Raw genomic sequence first — 19,266 nt, forward strand, 5'->3', positions numbered from 1 at the left:
CAAGCTCACGCCGGCTCTCCTCGTGGTTCTGGATGATCTGCGCTGATGGGCAGCGGAGTGCCGGAACCACGGTATGGCACTCAGTACCCTAAGAAAAGATACTCAGTGCCCCGGATTAATGCCAGAGTGGGGGTGTCAACCGTCAGTCTCGTTCGATTGAGGGTACGCAGTACCACGAGCCATGCGTCGCTCCCGCTGCCGGGCCGCATTCACTCAGTCGTGAACACCTCGTCGTAGGAGAGGCGAGGCAGGCGCTGGGGGAACCAGGCGTTCTCACCCGGCTTGCCGATGTTCACCACGGCGAGCACTCCGTGCTCGCCGTCGGGGAAGAACTCCTTGTCGATGCCCTCGGCGTCGAAGCCGGTCATGGGGCCGGCCGCCAGACCGGCTGCGCGCACGCCCAGGATGAAATACCCCACCTGAAGAGCGGCGTTGAACCGTGCGGACTCGACGCGAGCCTCGCGCTCGGCGAAGAAGACGTCCTTGGCCTGCGGAAAGTGCGGGAACTGGCCGGGAAGTTCCCGGTGGAATTCGTAGTCGGCCGCGAGGATCACGGTCAGCGGCGCGGCAGCGGTCTTGGCCTGGTTGCCCTCGGTCAGATGCCGGACCAGGCGCGTGCGGGCCTCCTCGGACCGGATGAGGACCGCGCGAAGGGGCTGCTGGTTCATGGAGGTGGGCGCGAACTTCACGAGGTCGTGGATGGCGCGCACCTGATCACCGTCACAGGCTCGTCGGTGAAGGCGTTCGCGGAGCGTGCGTCGCGGAAGAGAATGCTTTGGGCCGCAGCGTCGATGACGAGCGACATGGACACCTCCGGGGGTGGGGGAGTGGGAGGCGCTGACGAGTTGCCGGCTCGCAGCCGGGCGCAACGCCATCACCGGTGGATGTGCGATATGAAGGCGGGCCGCGATCCGCTGGGGCCCGTCTCGTTCTGCGACCCTACGAGCGCTGTCGGCGGACTCCATCGCATGAACGAGTCATTCCACCTGAGGTGATCGGGGCCCGGGCCTGGTGACTTCCCGGTGATGTCGACCAGGCCGAGTGCGACGACCGGGGTTTCGTCGAAGCGCCGGCGGATGAGCAGCCGTCCTCGAATCACTCGATCATGCGATGCGCCGCGGCACCTGACCGATCCACTCTGGCCGCGTGGGGCTTTCGGGGCGCGGTGTCCATCGTGTGGTCACCTGCGCGGGGAGCGTGCCGGTCCGACTGCCGCCCATGACGCGTCGGGCGCCCTGTCACGTTTTCCGGTCCCCGACTGTCCAGGGTGGGAGACGTCGAGCAGATGAAGGAGACGGGCGATCTTGGACGTCTACGAGGCGGTCACGAGCCGACGGGCCGTGCGCGGATTCACCGACCGGCAAGTCCCGGAAGGGGTGCTGGAGCGCGTGCTGTCCGCCGCGGCCTGGGCGCCGTCCGGATCGAACCTCCAGCCGTGGCACGTCTACTTGGTGACCGGCAGACCACTCGCCGAGCTCAAGAAGCGTGTCGGCGAGCGCGTGGCCGCAGGCGACCCCTGGGACGAGCCGGAGTACGAGATGTATCCGCCCGTACTGAAGTCCCCTTACCGCGAGCGGCGATCCGCCTTCGGCGAGCAGCGCTACGGCGCACTGGGAATTCCGCGCGAGGACATCGAGGCGCGCCAGAGAGCCGCTTCCGCGAACTGGGAATGCTTCGGTGCGCCCGCGGCCCTCTTCTGCTGCATCGACCGCGGCATGGGGCGTCCCCAATGGTCTGACGTGGGTATGTACCTGCAGACCGTCATGCTGCTGCTCCGCGCCGAAGGGCTGCACAGCTGCACGCAGATGGCCTGGGCGAAGTACCACGGGACCGTCGCGGAGGTCCTGTCACCCCCGGACGAGCTCATCCTCTTCTGCGGCATGTCGATCGGGTTCGAGGACGTCACGGTGCGTGACGCCCGCATCGGCCGGGCGCCGCTCGCCGAGACGGTCACGTTCGTCGGGGGTTAGGGCCTCTCGTTCGGATCGTGCCGGGCGGCGTCTTCTCCTCGCTCCATCGAATCACTCGGTCATGCGATGCGCCTCGGCACCGCCCGGATCCACTCTGGTCGGGCCGGAACAGATGCGACTGGCTCAGCCGTGTCGCCCCATGGCCGCGTTCCTGCCGCACCCGAACAGGGCGTGCAGCGGCTCACCCCAGGAGCGAAGACAGCAGGATCATGCAACTCGAACCGTCCCCCACGACAAGTTCCCTTGCACAGGCTGCTTCTGTCTTTGTGCAGCAACGCCCGCGTCTCTACGGAATCGCCTACCGCGTGCTCGGCAGCGCTGCGGAGGCCGAGGACGTGGTGCAGGACGTGTGGCTGCGATGGCAGCAGACCGACCGCTCGACGGTGGTGAGCCCGGCGGCCTTTCTCTCGAGCACGACGACCCGCTTGGCCATCAACGTCGTGCACTCCGCGCGTGTGCGGCGGGAGACCTGCGCCGGAGCGTGGTTGCCCGAACCCGTCGACACGAGCGCGGACCCGGAGGCGGGTGCGCAACGCGCGGAGGCTCTGGAACTGGCCCTGCTGCTGGTCCTGGAGAAACTGAGTCCCAACGAGCGCGCCGCGTACGTACTGCGCGAGGCGTTCGATTACGCCTATCAGGAGATTGCCGAGATCCTTCGGCTCAGTCCCCTCAACGTGCGGCAGATCGTGAGCCGTGCTCGCAGGCACCTGAAGGCCGAGCGGCGGGAAAGCGTGGACACGGCGGAACACCGACGCCTCCTGGACGCCTTCGTCTCGGCGGCTCGAACGGGCGATGTGGCCTCCCTGGAAGCGCTTTTCACCCCGGATGCCGTCGGCCTGCCCGACGGCGACGGGGTCAGGGACACCGCTCATGTCCCTGCGGCGCCGGCGATCCGGCCGGGACGGTACGGCGATGCCATGGCCGCGGAGACCCACGTCACACAGCCATGGGTGTCACACCTCGCCGGGCCGGCCGGTCAGTAGTGCGTAACTGCAATTCGGCTAGGAGATCCCATGGATTCCCGTCTCGACTACTTCGGCAATTCCCTGGCGTCCAAGGTGCTCAAGCACCTCTACTCGGCAAGCAAGGTGCTGTCGGACTCCCCCCTTCCGGTCACCATTCAGCACCTGGTGGAGATCCGCGCCAGCCAGATCAACGGCTGCGGCTTCTGCACCGACATGCACACCAAGGACGCGGCACACGCCGGGGAGACCCCGGTGCGGCTCAACCTGGTCGCCGCCTGGCGGGAGGCGACCGTCTTCACCGAAGCCGAGCGCGCCGCGCTGGAGTTGGCCGAGCAGGGCACCCGGATCGCGGACGCGGCCGGTGGCGTCTCGGACGAGGCCTGGGAGAACGCCGCCAAGCATTTCGACGAGGACCAGCTCGTCGCGCTGATCTCCCTCATCGCCGTCATCAACAGCTACAACCGCATCAACATCATCAACCGGCAGCCGGCGGGCGGTTACCAGCCCGGTCAGTTCGGCTGAACCAGGACGTCCGGCCCTGCGGCCGGACAGTATACCGTCCGTTTGCGCGTCGCCCCGGCATCGCCGGGGCGACGGCTTTTCGGTGTCGGCACCGCGCGCGATTCGGCGGCGCCGCCATCGCCGCGCTCCTACGGTGCGGTGGTGGCCGTGCGGTAGAACTCGGCTGCGGTGACAGTGGCCGGGACGCCGAGTTCGGCGGCGACCGCGGTGATCGCGGAGTCTCCGACAGCGAGGTCGACCTGGCCGTCCGTGGTGAAATACGGCGCGATGAACGTCTCGTAGTGGGTCCGGGCCTCGTCCGCGGTCTGCCCGCCGAGGAACGTTCGCATGTGCCGCACCGTGGTGTCTGGCTCGTCGCGGATCACTTGAAGGGCGCGCCGGTGGGCTCGTACGACGGCCTGGACCGCGGGGTCGTCCGGGTCGGTGTGGGTGGGGTCGACGGCCACTCCCACGGTGGGGATCCGGAAGTGGTCGCCGACCCAGGCGAGCACCTGCCAGCCGTGCTCGGCGGCCACCGCCTCCGGCGCCATGGTGCTGCCGACCAGGGCGGCGTCGATCTCGCCGTCGCGCAGCCGGCGCAGGTCCATGCCGTAGTCGCCGGGCGAGCGGACGATGGTGCGGACGTCGCGGTCCGGGTCGAGACCGGCCTTGCGCAGCACGATCCGCGTGAAGCACCCGGGTGCGGTGTGGGGGGCGTGCACCGCCAGCCGTCGGCCGGCCAGGTCGGCCAGGGAGTTCAGGCCCGGGCGGGCGAGGAACCAGAACAGCGGTCGGTGGGTGTTGACGTTGAGCGCGACCCAGGGGGTGCCGTCGACCAGTCGGGACACCAGTGCCCGGCCGAGCCCGATGGTGGCGCCGCGGCGCAGCCGCTCCCCGTCCCAGGTGCAGCCGTCGCGCAGCGCGACGTGGACGCCCTCGTCGGCGTAGTAGTCCTCCTGGTCGGCGATGTAGGCGGCCAGTTCCTCGTGCAGACCCCGCCCGACGTAGGCCAGATCGATCGTGTGCATGGACGTCTTCCTTGATCGTGTCACCGCCGTGCGTCCGCGCGTGCCGCGGCGTGGGGCCGCGGGCGATGGTGCTGAGATGACGGTGTGCCGGATGCGGTGCGGCCGTCGGCCGGACCGGGAGGTTGGCCCGGTGCGCGGAGCGCAGGGGGGCGTCAGTACATGGACATTCCACCGTTGACCGCGGCCGTGGTGCCGGTCATGAAGGTGTTGTCCTCGTCGGCGTAGAAGGCGATCGCCTGGGCCACGTCGGAGGGGTGTGCCAGGCGGCCCAGGGGGGTGGCGGCCACCTGCCGCTGCTTGATCGCATCGTCGATCACACCGGCCATGCGGGTGTCCTCCACCGGGCCGGGCGCGACCACATTGACCGTGATGCCCAGCGGGCCCAGTTCCTGGGCGAGGTACCGGGCCAGCCCCTCCAGTGCGGCCTTGGCGGTGCCCAGGGCGACCATGCCCTCCCGGGGCCGACGGCTGAGGCCGGTACCGAGATAGACGACGCGTCCCCAGCCCTGTTCGGTCATGTGGGGTACGACGGCCTTGGTGACCGCGAACGCCGCGTGCATCTCGGCCTCGATCTTGCCGCCCAGTTCTTCCCACGTCATGTCCTGGAACGACTTGACCGCGTAGGGGATGAGCGCGTTGTGCACGAGCACATCGACGCCGCCCCATGCGGTCCGGACCTGCTCGACCATGCTCTCGACCGCTGCCGCCTCGCGCACGTCGGCCTGCACGGCCATGGCCCGGCCGCCCGCTGCCTCGATGTCGGCCACGACCTCCTCGGCCGCCGTGCCGCTGCGGAGGTAGTTGACCACCACGCGCATTCCCCGCGCGCCCAGGAGGCGGGCGGTGGCCGCGCCGATTCCGCTGCTGGCCCCTGTCACCAGTGCCACCCTGCCGGTCGCCCGAGTCACGGGCCCACCTCCTCCTCGTCGTCGCGAGCCGTCGGGATGACCGCCCGGACCTGTTCGTCGTCGATGCCGGAGTGCGCCGAGCGGACCGCCCCGTAGAGCACGGTGTCGACGGTCGCCCGCAGCAGATCGGCCGCGGTCCAGTCCAGCTCACGCGGCAACTGCGAGGTGAGCAGCCGCTCCAGCGCGCCGCGGGTGATCTCGCTGAGCAACTCGGGCGGCGCGGGCAGAAGTCCTCGCCGGTGCCCGTCCCGGAACAGCTCGTCGAGCCGCCGGTAGACCACCGCGTCCACACGCTGCTCCACGTGCCGGCGCAGCATCGCGTCGCCGCCCCGCCCCGTCGCGAGCTGAGCCGCGCCGATCCGGCCGAGCTCCGTGCCCGCCGCGATCAGGAACCGCTGCACCCGCACATCGAACGGCTGCCCTTCCGCGTCTTCGGCCGCCGCCACCAGAGTGCGCTCCACCGCCGCGAACTGCCGATCCAGCACCGCGGCCAGCAGGCTGCGCTTGTCGGGGAAATGACGGTAGATGGTCTTCTTGCTCATCCCGAGCTCACGGGCGAGATCATCCATGCTCACCCGGGCGAGACCCGGCGCGAGGAACAACCGGCCGGCGGCCTCCACGATCAGGTCGGTGCGTTGCCTGTCATCCTTGGAAACTCCAAAAACTGTTTTAGTTTCCATAGGTCCCATCGTGGGTCCGCGCCCCTGCGGTGTCAAGACGCCGGCTAGGGGTGTCGGTGACAGTCGGAGAACGCGGGCTCAGGGTTGCGGGGCGCCCGCAGCCTCGCGTTCCATGAGGAACCGGGTGAGCTCGACCCGTGAGTTGATGCCCAGCTTCGCGAAGACATGACGCAGATGCGTGTTCACCGTGTGCACCGAAAGAAACAGGCGTTCGGCTATGGCGCGGTTGGTGAGCCCCTCTGCGACGAGCGGGATGACCCGGAGTTCTGATTCCGACAGGCTCTCCCACCCGCTGGTCGAGGCGGACCGCCGCGTACCACCGGGGGCGCGGACCCCCAGCCTGGTCATGCTGTGACGCAGCCGGTCCTGGTCCCGGGCGGCGCCGCACCGGTGCAGCAGGCTCTGGGCCTCACGGAGATGGGCGACGGCTGCCGGGACGGTGCCATGGCGGCCGAGGGCGTCGCCGAGGTCTTCGTGGGCATCCGCGAGTGCCAGGGGGCGAGGGCCCTGCTGGTACAGCCCGACAGCCTCCTCGAGCAGCTCCGGGCGGCCCTCCACAAGGCCCCGGACATGCGCGTGGACGGCCCGGACGACAGTCTGGCCGCTGTCCTCTCCCAGGATGTGCTCCACCACCCGCTGGACCGCCTCCGCCGCCTTGTGCTCCCCACCGCGCAGCGCGAAACGCACCAGACGCGGCCAGTGACCCGGAGGCACGGCCAGCAGCCATTGCGGACCTGCGCCGAAGCGGCGGGTGAGTTCGGCGGCCTCCTCGCAGCGGTTCTCCGCGTCCAGCAGGGCGGCCTCGGCCAGCGTCAGCCAGGGCCCGTAGGGCAGGTGCTCGAAGGAGACCGTCGACCGGGCCGCCCCCAGTTGGGCCCGGGCGCGGGACAGATCCCCTTGCCGCACAGCGACATCCGCGAGCACGGAGCGCGCCGGCGGCACCGCTCGCACGACTTCCAGTTCCTCCGCCACCGCCAGGCATGCCTCGGCCTCGACGACCGCGTCGTCCAGGGCTCCGCGTTCGAGCAGGGCGCAGGCCCGGTGCACATGCCAGTAGGGAAGCGACCACCCGAGACCCAGCGTCTCCGCCTGACGTTGCCCGTCGCCCAGGCACCGTTCGGCGTCGTCGAGACGATCCGTGGCCGTCAGGACCGTGGCCAACCACAGGGCCGGTACCCGAGGCGGCCGCAATCTGAGGGTGTTCGGCTCGGCGTCGGAACGACGGGTCGCCTGCTCGGCGAACTCCAGGGCCAGGGACAACCGGCCGCGATAGAAGGCGACCTGGGACTGGAAGACCATGGCGCTCACCACCATGGCGGTGTCCTGACTCCGGTAGGCGGCCTCGATCAGCGCGCTGCTGGTCGCCTCGGCCTGCGCCGGCTCGCCCATCGCCACGAGGACGCTGCCCTGCGTCTTGAGCAGCTGGGTGCGCAGATCGTCCGGCAGGTCCGGCAGCGCGAGAGCGGCACGCGTGTGCGTCAGCGCCGTCGCGTCGGCCCCGGTCGCCTGGTGGATCTCGGCCGCGACCAGGCGCAGGGCCGCCTCGTGGACAGGCGTCAGATCGTCCGAGAGCATGGCGTTCACCAGCCGCAGAGCCTCGTTGACCCGGCGCGTCCCAACGAGCTGGTGTGCCGCCTCGGTCAGCAGCTCGACCCTGCGAGGATCGTGCGGGGGGAGCCGGTCCGCGGCATCCAGAGCGAGATCGGCGCCTGCCTCCGGGACCGTGGCGCCGATGTCCCGGACCACCTTGCCGAGAGTCCGCATGGCCTCGGGGTCCAGAGGACCACCGCCCAGTACGACGTGCCGGATGACTTCCGCGGACGGGGCACCCGCGGCGCTGAGCACCTCGCCCGCCTCCCGATGCAGCGCGGATCTCACGGGCTGGGGGAGGTCGTCGTAGACGGCGCGGCGCACCAGATCGTGCCGGAAGGCGAGCCGATCGCCCTCGGCCGCGAGCAGCCCGGCATCCAGGGCCGAGTCGACGCAGGGGAGCAGCGGCGCGACACGACTGCCGAGCATGCGAGCGGCCGCCGTGAGGTCGAACCTCCGGCCCAGGACCGAGCCGATCCGCAGCAGCTGCATGGCGCCCTCGGGCAACGCGCCGAGCCGTCGCAGGACGCTGCGGCGAAAGCCCGCCGGGATCGGCGGGCTCCCGGCGGACTGCGCCAGGCCGCCCGATTCCTCCAGGGAGCGCAGCAGTTCGATGGCGAGGAAGGGGTTGCCACGGGCGTCCCGCAGGAGTGGAGCGAGCGCCGCGTCGGGGGCGCGGCCGAGGACGTCCTCGGCGATCTGCGTCACCGCCGAGGTACTCAGCGGCCGCAGGAGGAGACGGAGGGCGCCGTTGTCCTCCAGGTAGTCCCTCACGCGCTGGGCCGCCGGCCGTCCGCTCGCGGACTGCAGGCCGAGGACCCACAGAATCCGCGCCTCGGCCAGCCGCACCGGCAGTGCGCGCAGCGCGGCGAGAGTGGCCGGGTCCGCCCACTGGGCGTCGTCGACCACGACCGAGACCGGTGCGCGGCGGGCCCGGCGTTCGAGCAGGTCGGCGATGCGGTCGAGGAGCCAGGCGGGCTGGTCGGCGGGATCCTCCGGTGTGCCGCGCCGGTCGGGATCGCCGGCGTCGTGGAGTGCGGCCGGCAGTGCCGAGCGTGAGGCGTACTGGTCGAGCTCGTCGGCGGCGACCCGGACGACGTCGAAGCCCTCGTCGCGCCCGAGTCGCGCGGTCTCCCGCAGGATCCTCGTCAGACCCACGCCCGGTGCGGCCTCGACGAGCACACAGGCTCCGTGGCCGTCCCGCACCGAGGCATGCGCGTCGCGGAGCGCGGCGAGCTCCCTGTCCCGACCGCGCACCGGGAGAACCGTCATCGCGCAAGGCCCGGGACACGCGGTGACGAGGGGCTGAACCTGCCGCTCCACATGCCTCCAGCATGACGTATCCGCCGGACCCTGACGCCCACCGGCACAGCCGCATCACCCGGGTGAAAGAACCGCCGCCGAGAGACCGCGAAGCCGGTCCTTGCCGTCTGTCGCTGCCGGAAGACGACTCACCGCGCAGGAGGGGCGTGCGGGGTGGCGGTGGACAGCTCTTCCGCGCCCGGCGCGGCCTGCGACGCGTACGTCGTGGACCGGCACCGCGACGGAGGACGTCCGGGGATGGACGGCGAACCGCATCGGTCTGCGCGCTACCCGGCGGCGTCGAGCCCGATGAGCAGCAGGGCGATGTCGTCCGTCCGGGGTGCGGTCTGCCGTGCCTGGTCGATCAGGGTGGTGGCGAGCCGGTCCATGGGCTGGGGGCCGGCCCGGGCGAGCTGGGCGGCGAGCCCGGACATGGCGTCGTCCAGGTCGACCCCGGGAGTCTCCACGAGCCCGTCGGTGTACAGGGCCAGGACGCTGCCGGGTGTCAGCGGGATCTCGGTGGAGGGATAGTCGGCGTCGGGGTCGATGCCGAGCAGCAGCCCGGGAGGCAGCGAGAGGACCTCGGCGTGCCCGTCCGGGTGGCGCAGAACCGGCGGGGGATGTCCGCCAGTGGCCAGGACGGCCCGGCGGCGTGCGAGGTCGAGACGCACGTACAGGCAGCTGACGAAGCGGGCCGGGTCTCTGTCGACCAGTCGGCGGTTGGCCCGGGCAAGGGCCTGCGCAGGTGTGGCCCCGGTGGATGCCAGGGAACGGATGGCCGGGCGGATCCGGCCCATGAGTGCCGCGGCGGTGACGTTGTGGCCCTGGACGTCGCCGATGAACGCGGCCGCGGTGGTGTCGTCCACCCGGACCAGGTCGTAGAAGTCGCCGCCGATGTCCATCCCGCGCGCGCCGGGCAGATAGCGGGCTGCCACGTCCAGTCCGGGAAGGTCGGGCAACGAGTCGGGGAGCATGGCCGCCTGCAGGGTCTGCGCCAGCTCCTTGCTGGTGTCGTACAGGCGGGCCCGCTCCAGTGCCTGCGCGATCAGTCCCGCGAGTGCGGTGAAGACGACCCGTTGCTCGTCGGGGAAGGGATGGGGGCGGTCGAAGGCGAACACGCAGGCGCCGACCGGGCGCCCGGAGGCGATCAGTGGCAGGAAGGCCCAGGAGTGCAGACCTTCCTGGCGGGGGGCGGGCGGGTAGGCCCGCGACAGCTCCTCGAAGGTGGCGAAGAAACTGGGCACGCCGGTGGCGAGCACGCGGACCGCGGGCGCCGGGAAGGTCAGCGGCGCTCCGTCGAAGTGCTCCAGGATCCAGGAGTGGTATCCACGACAGCCGATGACGCGCATCCTGCCCTCGTCGGCCGCGAGGAGGGCCACCGTCCGGGCCCCGAAGGCCGGCAGCATCTCTTCGGTGATCAGATCGACCACGTCGCCCACGCCCACGGCCTCGGAGAGGGCGGCGGCCAGGTGCAGCACCTGGTAGACCTCGCCCAGGGGGATCGGCTCGCCCTGGAACGTCTCCTTCCCGGCGGGCTCGGCGGGCGTCGCCTGCGAGGCCCGGCAGGCAGCGGTCGGCGAGATGCGGATGCTCACCCCGGACCCGTCGGGGTAGAGCTCGAACGCGAGCCACCGGTCCGGCGGGAGCATGGCGGTGAAGCGGGCGGGCTTCCGGCTGAGCACGGCGGCTCGGCAGCGGTCCTCGAAGGCCGAGTCGGTGCACCAGGGCAGGGACTGCCAGGGGCGTGTGCCGATCAGGTCGGTGGCGCTGCCGCCGAGCAGGACGGCCGCGGTGGCGCTGACGTAGGTGAATCTGCCCTCCAGGTCGAGAGAGCAACTGCCCTCCGGCAGCCGTTCGACGAAGTCCGCCGCGGCCTGCGCCTCGGCCGGCTCCCGTCTGCGGGCGGGCGGCTGCGGCAGAGTGCGTGGTGCCGGTCCGGGACCGACGGCGTGGCCGGCGTCGGCGGCGTCGCGCAGGAAGCGCCCCAGGCGGCGACAGGCGGAAGAGACCCGTTCGGGGCTCGGACCGGCGGACCCGGCGATGTCGGAGCCGGGCCACAACAGCAGCAGCGACCCCCATGGCGTGGTGCCGGTGACGATCGGTGCCGCGGCCACCGCGTAGTGGTACGGCAGTGCGATCGCGGTGCGCGGGTAGCGACGGGCGAGTTCCTGGGGGTCGCCGAGCCAGACCAGCCGCCGTTCGCGCAGCGCCTCCGCCACCGGAACGGGACTGGACAGCGCCACCCCGAACCAGGGCGCGAGGTACTCCGCCGGCATGCCCGCGATCACCTCCAGCCGCAGGGCCCGCCCGTCGGACGCCAGCAGGAACACGGCACCCGCAAGCACCCCCGTGTCGCGCACGGCGTGCTCCAGCAGCCGGTCCAGCTCCGCCCCGCGTACCGACCCGGCGACGGGCGAAGGCGGCCGGAAGCCGTGGGGCGGTGCCGCGCCGTCTTCCCGCATGGCGCACATGACAGCACCGTACGTCCGCACCGGCCGCCCCCGCGCGGACGGCCCGGCTGCCGCTCCCTCCGCGGGTTTCATCGCCGGCGCCTGCGTGGATGTACCCCCGGGCGAACATCGCGCCGGACATTCGGTGGGCCGAACCGGCCGGCCGCCGAATTCCCATTGCGTCCAGGTGCGCCCCTCGGGCGAAAACGGCCTCGGTGCCGGATCCGGTGCCGGTTACGGCCGCATCCCTGTCACAGATCCGAACGTTATCCGGTCAATTACCCGAATGGTGCGAATCGGGTCGGATTCGTGTCCGTGACCGTGTCTGGAATCGAGAAGGAAGACGAAACCCGGCTCGCTCCAGGTGCCGCCTCGCCGCGGCCCTGGCTGCCGCGGTCACAGCCGGCCACAGGTCGGCTCGCCGCACTCGATCTCCACCGTCCCGCCATCTACCCGAGGACGAGAGCGCGATGATCAGCACCGAGAATGTGACGCCTGGTAAGCAAGTGGACATCCGTGAGCCCTCGGAGTCGGCGATCGCGATGCTCGACGACCAGGGCACGGTGGTCGGATGGACGCAGGCAGCCGAGCGACTGAGCGGCTACGCGGCCGGGGACGTCGTGGGCCGGTCCGTCTCACGGGTACTGCCGTCGTCCGGGAGAGCGCCGACCGTATCGGAGTTCGTCGAACAGTGCCGTGCCCATGACGGCTGGTCGGGCACGACGGCGGTGAGCCACCGGGACGGTCGCACGCTCGACGTCAGCCTGCGGGTCTCGAGGCTGTGGGGGCAGCACGGATCGGTCCGGTGGCTCGTGTCCGTGACCGACATCAGCAAGACCTCCGGAGAAGGGGTGAACGGACTGGTGCGGGAGTCGCTTCTCGCCCGGGTACCGATGGGCATCGTCGTTCGTGATCCGCAACTGCGGTGCACCTGGGTGAACGACACCATGGAGAGCCACGACGGAGTCTCCTCCGACCGCCGGCTCGGACGCCGATTCACCGATGTGCTGCCCGGCGCCAAGACGGAAGCGCTCGAGGCGGTGATGCGGCGGGTGCTCCAGGGCGGCACCACCAAGGTGCACGACTACCGGACGTGGCTCCCGGCGAGGCCGCGCCGGGAGCACACGTTCGCGGCGTCGTTCTTCTGCCTCCAGGACGCCGGCGGACAACCGCTCGGGGTGTGTGTCATCAGCGTCGACGTCACCGAGAGCCGGCGGGCGCGCGATCGCCTGGCCATCCTCAGCGAGGCCATCACCCGCCTCGGCAGCAGCCTGGACGTGATGCAGACAAGCCAGGAACTGGCCGACCTCGCCGTGCCGCTGCTCGCCGACTACGTCGCCGTCGACCTGGAGCAGTCGGTCTCGTTCGGCGAAGGGCCCCCGGCCCACGCCGGCCCGGCGGGCGAGCGCCTCCCCGTCTTCCGGCGCGCCGGCCTGGCCTCGATACACCAAGGAGTCCCGGAATCCCCGTGGATGCGCGGTGAGCCGGTGCCCGTGCCGCCCGCCTCACCCTTCACCGACGTCCTGCGCACCGGCAGACCCCACCTCCAGCCGATCCTGGACACCGCTCCGGGCACATGGATGGACCAGGACGCGGCGCGGGCGCAGAAGGCCCACGAGAACGGCATGCACTCCCTGATGGTCGTACCCATCCGCGCGCGGCACGCCCTGCTGGGCGTGGTGCTGTTCATCAGGACCGCGGACCCGGGGCCGTTCCAGGAGGTCGATCTGCTCCTCGCCGAAGAACTCGTCAGCCGCGCCGCGCTGTCGTTGGACAACGCACGCCAGTACGCCCGCGAACACACCGCGGCCCTCGCGCTCCAGCGCAACCTGCTCCCGCGCCGGTTGAGGGGCGGCACGGCGGTCGAGGCGGCCTCACGCTACCTCCCCGCCGACATGGACCACGGCGTGGGGGGCGACTGGTACGACGTGATCCCGCTGTCCGGCGCGCGGGTGGCCCTCGTCGTCGGCGACGTGGTCGGACACGGCCTGCACGCCGCCGCGACCATGGGCAGACTCCGCACCGCCGTACGCACGCTCGCCGACATGGAGTTGCCCCCCGACGAACTGCTGGCCCACCTGGACGACACGGTCCAGCGACTGGCCGAGGAGGACGCCGACGCCCCGGACCAGACACTCACGGTGGTGGGCGCCACCTGTCTGTACGCCGTCTACGACCCGGTCACCCGCCGGTGCGCCATGGCACGGGCCGGGCACCCCCCGCCGGCGATCATCGACCCGCAGGGCCGGGTCACCTACCCCGACCTGCCCACGTGGACCCCGCTCGGCATCGGGCTGGGGGTCCCTTTCGAGGCCGTGGAAGTGGAACTGCCCGAGGGAAGTCTCCTCGCCCTGTACACCGACGGCCTCGTCGAGACCCGCGACCACGACATCGAGGTGGGAATGCGCCGTCTCGGGACCGCCCTGGCGCATCCCGGTGGCTCCCTGGACGACCTCTGTACGCGTGCGATGGGGACCTTCCCCGGTCAGGCACCGTCCGACGACGCCACCCTGCTCCTCGTCCGGCCCCGTTCACTCAGCCCCACCCAGGTCGCCTTCTGGACGCTGCCGAGCGACGAGACCGCCGTCCGCACCGCCCGGCACATGGCGGCGCGGCAGCTGACCGAATGGGGCCTTGAAGGTCTCGCGGACTCGACGAACCTGATCGTCAGTGAACTGGTCACCAACGCCGTCCGCCACAGTTCCGGCCCGATCGGGCTGCGCCTGATCCGGCACCAGGTCCTGACCTGCGAAGTGTTCGACACGAGCGGCTCCTCTCCGCGTCCGATGCACGCGGGCAAGCAGGACGAGAACGGACGCGGCCTCTTCCTGGTCGCCCAGCTGTCCCGCAGATGGGGCTACCGCTCGACAGCGGGCGGCAAGGTCGTCTGGGCCGAGGAAGACCTGGCCCCCGCACCCGCAGGGGCTTTCGGGGCACCGCCCGAACCCGAGGCACCACCGGCCCTCGCCTCCGCGGCACGGGCATCCGTGACATGAGCCGACGAAGGAGAATGCCGGGGCGCGAGCCGCCCCGGCACCTCGTCCGTAAGGGCGACCTGGTCGACGCCGATGCAGAGGGAGGGCGACGCCCGAGCCGATGGCGCGGGCGGCTGGATGACGGCTTCATGGGCGGCCGGGTCGTCCGGGCGCCCGCCCGCCGGCACGCCGTTGTAGCGGCCGATGGGGGTGCGCACGACGATGACCGTGCGGGCGCCGTGGACGAGGTCCGTCGCCCCGCCGATCCCGGTGATCATCTTTCCGAGACCGCCTCCACGGTCGACCGCCCGGGCTTCCCCGGGCATCGCGCAGACGAGTGATATCGGCCGTGATCCCGAGGTCAAGATGTCGGTTCCCGTCGCACGAACAAGGTATTTCCACAGCGATTCCCGATATCACTCACGGATTCCGTTGACGCCACGTCCTTCGAGTCCTGAGCCTTTCTTCCATAAACAGCGGAGCGGCGGGAGCGTGCAATTCCCATGAGGACATTCGTGCATCGGGAGCAGGTCACCAAAGTGGTTTTCGGCAGTGGTACGCGCAGCCGTATCCCCGAAGAAGCCGATGCTCTCGGATGCCGTCGGGTGCTCGTTCTGTGCACGCCTGCTCAGGTGGACCAGGCGGCGCGGATCCGCGATCTGCTCGGTGCCGCCGCAGTGGGAGTCTTCGCCGAAGCGGCCGCGCACACCCCTGTCGCGGTCACGGAGAAGGCGGTCGCGTACGCCGCAACCGTGCGAGCGGACTCCGTGCTCGCCGTCGGCGGGGGATCGACCATCGGCCTCGGCAAGGCGATCGCCGTGCGCACGGGTCTTCCGCAGCTGGCGCTGCCCACCACCTACGCCGGCTCGGAGATGACGCCGATCCTCGGAGAGACCGAAGGCCGCCGGAAGACGACCCGGAGGCTGGCGGAGGCGCTGCTCGACACCGTGGTGTACGACGTCGACCTGACGCTCACGCTTCCCGTGGCGACCTCGGTGGTCAGCGGCATCAACGCGATGGCGCACGCCGTGGAGGCCCTCTACGCGCAGGACCGGGATCCGGTCGCGTTCCTGATGGCCGGCGAGGCGATCGATTCCCTCACCCGATCCCTGCCGGTCATCACGCGGCGCCCGGACGACCGCGAGGCGCGGGCGGATGCGCTGTACGGGGCGTGGCTGGCGGGCACCTGCCTCGGCGCCGTCGGCATGGCCCTGCATCACAAGGTGTGCCATGTACTGGGCGGGACGTTCGGGCTTCCGCACGCCGAGACCCACTCGGTCGTCCTGCCGCACGTGGTCGCCTACAACGGACCCGCGGCCCCAGAAGCCGTGGCGCGCATGGCGCAGGCGCTGCCGGGGGACGACCCCGCGAGCGGTCTCTTCGACTTCGCCGGGCGGCTCGGCGCTCCCAGGGCACTGCGGGACCTCGGCATGCCGGAATCGGGGATCACGCAGGCGGCCGAGCTCATCGTGCGGGACGGCTACTGGAATCCGCGACCGGTGGATCGGACCGCTGTCCGCGCCTTCCTGACCCGTGCCTGGGCGGGCGAGGCGCCATGGACGTCACCCGGCGACGAACGTCTCCCGTTCGCCTCCGTCAACGAACACTCGAACCACACTGGAGCGCGCCATGCGTGATCTGACGAGCGACACCATCACCGAGGCCGTGATCTCGACCATGCAGGACACCAAGGACTGCCGCCTCGCGGAGATCCTGGAATCGCTGGTGCGGCACGTCCACGCCTTCGTCCGCGACGTCGGACTGACGGAGGAGGAGTGGGCGCGGGGAGTGGACTTCCTGACTCGCACCGGGCGGATGTGCACGCCGACGCGCCAGGAGTTCATCCTGCTGTCCGACGTGCTGGGCGTCACCATGCTGGTCGACGCCCTGAGCAATCGGCGCCCCGCCGAGGCCACGCAGAACAGCGTCCTCGGCCCCTTCTTCCGGGACGACAGGCCGCAGCGCCCCGACGCCGCCGACATCTCCGGAGGTCTGCCCGGCACCCCGCTGTTCTTCGAGGGACGGGTGGTGGACCGTGAGGGAGCGCCGGTGGCCGGCGCGGCAGTGGACGTCTGGCACAGTGACGCGGAGGGCCGTTACGACGTGGACGTGCCCGGCCGGGTCGACCCGGCCATGCGGGCCCTGTTGCGGACCGACGAGACGGGGCACTTCGGTTTCCGCTCCATTCGCCCCTCCAGCTACCCGATACCCGGTGACGGCACGGTCGGCGAGTACATGAACGCGACCGGCCGGTCGCTCATGCGTCCCGCCCACGTGCACCTGCTGATCGAGGCGTCAGGGTTCCAGCGTGTGACCACCATGCTGTTCCCGTCGGACGACCCGCACCTGGACTCGGATCCGGTGTTCGGGGTCAAGGAGTCACTCGTCGCGTCCTACGACACCTACGAGGCCGACGACGGGCCGTGCCGCGGACTGACCGACGTGCCGTACACCGCGCTGCGCCACACGTTCGTCCTCGAACCCCTCTCCGCCCACTGAGCCCGACTGCCGCCGGACACGCCGTGGAAAGGCGTCCTTCATGAGGAGCAGCGATCCCGGTGGAACGGCTGGTGTCCCGCCCCGGCTGCCCAGCCATGTCGTACCCCGGCCGAGGCTGGTCCGCAGAATCCATCGGCTGCTGCACCACCACCCGGTTCTCGTCATGGCGGCCTCCGCGGGGTCGGGCAAGACGACCGCCGCGGTCCAGGCCGCTCAGGAGCTGACCGGCCCCGTCGCCTGGGTGTCGCTCGCCGGGATGCCCGGCGACGGCGAGGCGGAGGCCGGTGGTTCCGGCGTCGACGGGCCGAAGCTGGCGCGCCTTCTCGCGGCAGCCGTCGCGCCCCATGTGCCCACAGCGGCGACCGCGCTGACCGGCGCACTGGCGCGAGGCCTTTGGCTGGCGGCGATCGAGGCAGCGGAGCTGATGGCGGATCTCGGACGCCGGGACGAGGCGTGGGCCGCGCTGCTGGCCGGCCGGGAGCGGATCGCTTCGACCGGGTCCCGCGTGTACGAGATCCTCAGCCTGCTCCTCGAGGCGAAACTGGCCCTGCGCCTGGATCACGACCTGCCGCGGGCGGCCCGGGCCCTCGCCGAGGCCGAGCGCAGGGGGTGTGCGCGCTACGCGGTCACCGCGGAACTTGCGGGCGTCCGGCGGGGCCTGCAACTACTGCTGGCCGGTCGCGACCACGACGCGGTGCTCGAACTCGACACCGCGGTCTCCGCGATGCGCACTAGCGGCAGGCATCTGGAACTTCCCACGGCGGCCGCCTACTTGAGCGAGGCGCTGTGGCGCACCGGCGACGAGGACGGCGCGGATGCCGCCGCCGACCTGGCTCTGGAGGTCGCGACGGCCCAGGGCCCCCGACATCTGCTGTTGCAGGCGCTGGAGGACGTGCCCTCCGTCGCCGTGCGCCGGGCCGACGCGGAACCCACGCACTCCTCACGCTGGCACGAGCTCGTGTCCGCGCTGTCGGCCGCGCGACCGGTGACCGGGTGCGCCGTACCCCTCCTGACGCTCGAGGACTTCGGCCCGGTGCGGCTGGTCGCCGACGGGCGGGAGGTCCACGCGCGTCTGGCCAAGAGCGTCGAACTGCTCGCCTACCTGCTGTCCCGGCCCGCGGCGAGCGCCAGGCGCCAGGCGGTACTGGAGGCGCTGTTCCCCGGACGGAGCGGCACCACGGGACGCAGCTACCTCAGGCAGGCCGTCTACCGGCTGCGCGAGGCGCTGCCCGACGGGCTGTCGCTCCTCCAGGACGGGGACGTGTACCGGCTGACGCCGGTGTCCGCGGTCGCGAGCGCCTCGGGCACCCTCCAGCGACTGCTGGCGGAAGCCGCACGACAGGACGGCGAGCACCGGTGGGAAACCCTCCAGCGCGCCCTGGCCGTCGCCGAACGCGGCCCCTACTTCGACTCCCTGTCGACGCACTGGCTCGACACCCGGCGCGCCGAACTCGAAGCCGTCCTCCAGCAGGCCCGCGTGGACGCCGCGACCGTGGCGCTGCACCTCGGACGTGTCCGGGAGGCCCGTCGGCTCGCGCATGCCGTGCTGGACGACGACCCCTACCGGGAACAGGCCTGGCGGCTCGCCCTGTGCGCCGCGGAGGCGGCCGGCTCGGACGATGAACTGCTCGACCTGTACCGAGGCTACCTGCGTGTCATGAAGGAGCTCGGAGTGCCGCCGTCCGCGGACCTGAGACGCCTGGTCGACCGACTGCGCCGATGAGCCGGCGGACCGCGTGGACGGCCGGCGGCGTCCGATGTGGGCCGCGATTTCTCCGGCATTAACAGCCGGCGGCGCACGCTTCACCACACCCGCAGGGTCCAGCCCCCACTTTCACGGAGGTGCTCCGATGATCGAGACCGTTGACATGACAGTCGATTTCCGAGCCACGATGAGCCGGCTCGCCACGGGTGTCAGCGTGATCACCACGTGCTCCGGAAGCACGCCCATCGGCATGACCGCGAGCGCTGTGTCCGCGCTGTCCCTGGAGCCGCTCCAGCTGCTCGTGTGCATCGGCAACCAGCTCTACACGCGGACCGCGATCGCGCAGCACGGCCGCTTCGCCGTCAATGTCCTCGGCGAGGACAGCGAGCACCTGGCCCGGAACTTCGCCGTTTCCCGAGCGGACAAGTTCGCCGGCGTCGAGACCTTCGACGACCACGGCGTACCGGTGTTGGGGGACGCCATCGCGGCCGTCGTGTGCGATGTCGCCGAGGAACTCCCGGGCGGTGATCACACCATCTTCGTGGGAGACGTCCGCCATTGCGCGCACAGGGTGGATTCCCGGCCGCTGCTGTACTTCGCGGGAGGCTTCGGCGCCCTCAGGACTCCGCACTAGGCGTGTCGTCGAATTCCCGTCGCGGGCGGGAGTTCGACGACAGGACCTAGAAGGCTCAT

The 19,266-nt window shown here is 71.1% G+C and carries 13 protein-coding genes and 2 pseudogenes; 8 read left to right on the top strand and 7 right to left on the bottom strand.

Going from position 1 to position 19,266, the window contains the following annotated elements; all coding sequences use genetic code 11:
- Positions 1 to 209: 209 nt before the first annotated feature.
- Positions 210 to 805, bottom strand: a pseudogene (locus tag BZY54_RS04515) (malonic semialdehyde reductase).
- Positions 806 to 1,304: 499 nt separating this feature from the next.
- Here BZY54_RS04515 and BZY54_RS04520 point away from each other — a divergent pair.
- The 3 genes from BZY54_RS04520 to BZY54_RS04530 all read left to right on the top strand — a co-directional run bounded on the left by BZY54_RS04520 (position 1,305) and on the right by BZY54_RS04530 (position 3,457).
- Positions 1,305 to 1,970, top strand: a complete 666-nt coding sequence (locus BZY54_RS04520; protein ID WP_086723235.1) for a nitroreductase — start codon at positions 1,305 to 1,307, stop codon at positions 1,968 to 1,970.
- Between the two features lie 209 nt (positions 1,971 to 2,179).
- A complete protein-coding gene (locus tag BZY54_RS04525; protein WP_086723236.1) occupies positions 2,180 to 2,953 on the top strand; it encodes a sigma-70 family RNA polymerase sigma factor in 774 nt (257 codons plus the stop codon).
- A 30-nt stretch (positions 2,954 to 2,983) separates the two neighbouring features.
- The gene (locus tag BZY54_RS04530; RefSeq protein WP_086723237.1) at positions 2,984 to 3,457 is read left to right on the top strand and encodes a carboxymuconolactone decarboxylase family protein; all 474 of its coding nucleotides are present in this window, start codon (positions 2,984 to 2,986) and stop codon (positions 3,455 to 3,457) included.
- Positions 3,458 to 3,585: 128 nt separating this feature from the next.
- On the opposite strand, the gene BZY54_RS04535 is transcribed toward BZY54_RS04530, so the two are convergent.
- The 5 genes from BZY54_RS04535 to BZY54_RS04555 all read right to left on the bottom strand — a co-directional run bounded on the left by BZY54_RS04535 (position 3,586) and on the right by BZY54_RS04555 (position 11,415).
- Positions 3,586 to 4,464, bottom strand: a complete 879-nt coding sequence (locus BZY54_RS04535; protein WP_086723238.1) for an ABC transporter substrate-binding protein — start codon at positions 4,462 to 4,464, stop codon at positions 3,586 to 3,588.
- Positions 4,465 to 4,616: 152 nt separating this feature from the next.
- Positions 4,617 to 5,372, bottom strand: coding sequence for an SDR family NAD(P)-dependent oxidoreductase (locus BZY54_RS04540; RefSeq protein WP_086723239.1), 756 nt, complete (start codon positions 5,370 to 5,372; stop codon positions 4,617 to 4,619).
- A complete protein-coding gene (locus BZY54_RS04545; protein ID WP_208640550.1) occupies positions 5,369 to 5,992 on the bottom strand; it encodes a TetR/AcrR family transcriptional regulator in 624 nt (207 codons plus the stop codon). The genes BZY54_RS04540 and BZY54_RS04545 overlap by 4 nt, the downstream gene beginning before the upstream one ends.
- Before the next feature lie 138 nt (positions 5,993 to 6,130).
- Positions 6,131 to 8,899, bottom strand: a complete 2,769-nt coding sequence (locus BZY54_RS04550) for a helix-turn-helix transcriptional regulator (protein WP_208640551.1) — start codon at positions 8,897 to 8,899, stop codon at positions 6,131 to 6,133.
- A gap of 332 nt (positions 8,900 to 9,231) precedes the next feature.
- Positions 9,232 to 11,415 carry a SpoIIE family protein phosphatase gene (locus BZY54_RS04555; protein ID WP_244216957.1) on the bottom strand — a complete coding sequence of 728 codons (2,184 nt, stop codon included), beginning with the start codon at positions 11,413 to 11,415 and terminating at the stop codon, positions 9,232 to 9,234.
- Between the two features lie 449 nt (positions 11,416 to 11,864).
- Between BZY54_RS04555 and BZY54_RS04560 the strand changes: the two genes are divergently transcribed.
- Positions 11,865 to 14,390, top strand: a complete 2,526-nt coding sequence (locus BZY54_RS04560; RefSeq protein WP_086723242.1) for a SpoIIE family protein phosphatase — start codon at positions 11,865 to 11,867, stop codon at positions 14,388 to 14,390.
- Between the two features lie 188 nt (positions 14,391 to 14,578).
- On the opposite strand, the pseudogene BZY54_RS52790 reads toward BZY54_RS04560, so the two are convergent.
- Positions 14,579 to 14,653: pseudogene (locus tag BZY54_RS52790) on the bottom strand (succinyl-CoA--3-ketoacid-CoA transferase); the annotation flags it as partial.
- A gap of 219 nt (positions 14,654 to 14,872) precedes the next feature.
- Here BZY54_RS52790 and BZY54_RS04570 point away from each other — a divergent pair.
- From BZY54_RS04570 to BZY54_RS04585, 4 genes are all read left to right on the top strand, one after another.
- A complete protein-coding gene (locus BZY54_RS04570) occupies positions 14,873 to 16,006 on the top strand; it encodes a maleylacetate reductase (RefSeq protein ID WP_086723244.1) in 1,134 nt (377 codons plus the stop codon).
- Positions 15,999 to 16,868: a dioxygenase family protein gene (locus BZY54_RS04575; protein ID WP_086723245.1), complete on the top strand. Its 870-nt coding sequence runs from the start codon at positions 15,999 to 16,001 to the stop codon at positions 16,866 to 16,868. The genes BZY54_RS04570 and BZY54_RS04575 overlap by 8 nt, the downstream gene beginning before the upstream one ends.
- Before the next feature lie 40 nt (positions 16,869 to 16,908).
- On the top strand, positions 16,909 to 18,591 hold the full coding sequence (locus BZY54_RS04580; RefSeq protein WP_107419659.1) for an AfsR/SARP family transcriptional regulator: 1,683 nt from the start codon (positions 16,909 to 16,911) through the stop codon (positions 18,589 to 18,591).
- A gap of 127 nt (positions 18,592 to 18,718) precedes the next feature.
- Positions 18,719 to 19,207 carry a flavin reductase family protein gene (locus tag BZY54_RS04585; RefSeq protein WP_244216958.1) on the top strand — a complete coding sequence of 163 codons (489 nt, stop codon included), beginning with the start codon at positions 18,719 to 18,721 and terminating at the stop codon, positions 19,205 to 19,207.
- The last annotated feature ends 59 nt before the right edge of the window (positions 19,208 to 19,266 follow it).

This window comes from Streptomyces carpinensis (assembly GCF_002154505.1).
Taxonomy (GTDB): Bacteria; Actinomycetota; Actinomycetes; order Streptomycetales; family Streptomycetaceae; genus Streptomyces; species Streptomyces carpinensis.

What these genes read in the sequence shown, in the direction of transcription:
- BZY54_RS04525 (WP_086723236.1), top strand. Translation starts at nt 2,180, where the DNA reads ATGCAACTCGAACCGTCCCCCACGACAAGTTCCCTTGCACAGGCTGCT.
- BZY54_RS04530 (WP_086723237.1), top strand. Translation starts at nt 2,984, where the DNA reads ATGGATTCCCGTCTCGACTACTTCGGCAATTCCCTGGCGTCCAAGGTG.
- BZY54_RS04535 (WP_086723238.1), bottom strand. Translation starts at nt 4,464, where the DNA reads ATGCACACGATCGATCTGGCCTACGTCGGGCGGGGTCTGCACGAGGAA.
- BZY54_RS04555 (WP_244216957.1), bottom strand. Translation starts at nt 11,415, where the DNA reads ATGTGCGCCATGCGGGAAGACGGCGCGGCACCGCCCCACGGCTTCCGG.
- BZY54_RS04560 (WP_086723242.1), top strand. Translation starts at nt 11,865, where the DNA reads ATGATCAGCACCGAGAATGTGACGCCTGGTAAGCAAGTGGACATCCGT.
- BZY54_RS04570 (WP_086723244.1), top strand. Translation starts at nt 14,873, where the DNA reads ATGAGGACATTCGTGCATCGGGAGCAGGTCACCAAAGTGGTTTTCGGC.
- BZY54_RS04575 (WP_086723245.1), top strand. Translation starts at nt 15,999, where the DNA reads ATGCGTGATCTGACGAGCGACACCATCACCGAGGCCGTGATCTCGACC.
- BZY54_RS04580 (WP_107419659.1), top strand. Translation starts at nt 16,909, where the DNA reads ATGAGGAGCAGCGATCCCGGTGGAACGGCTGGTGTCCCGCCCCGGCTG.
- BZY54_RS04585 (WP_244216958.1), top strand. Translation starts at nt 18,719, where the DNA reads ATGATCGAGACCGTTGACATGACAGTCGATTTCCGAGCCACGATGAGC.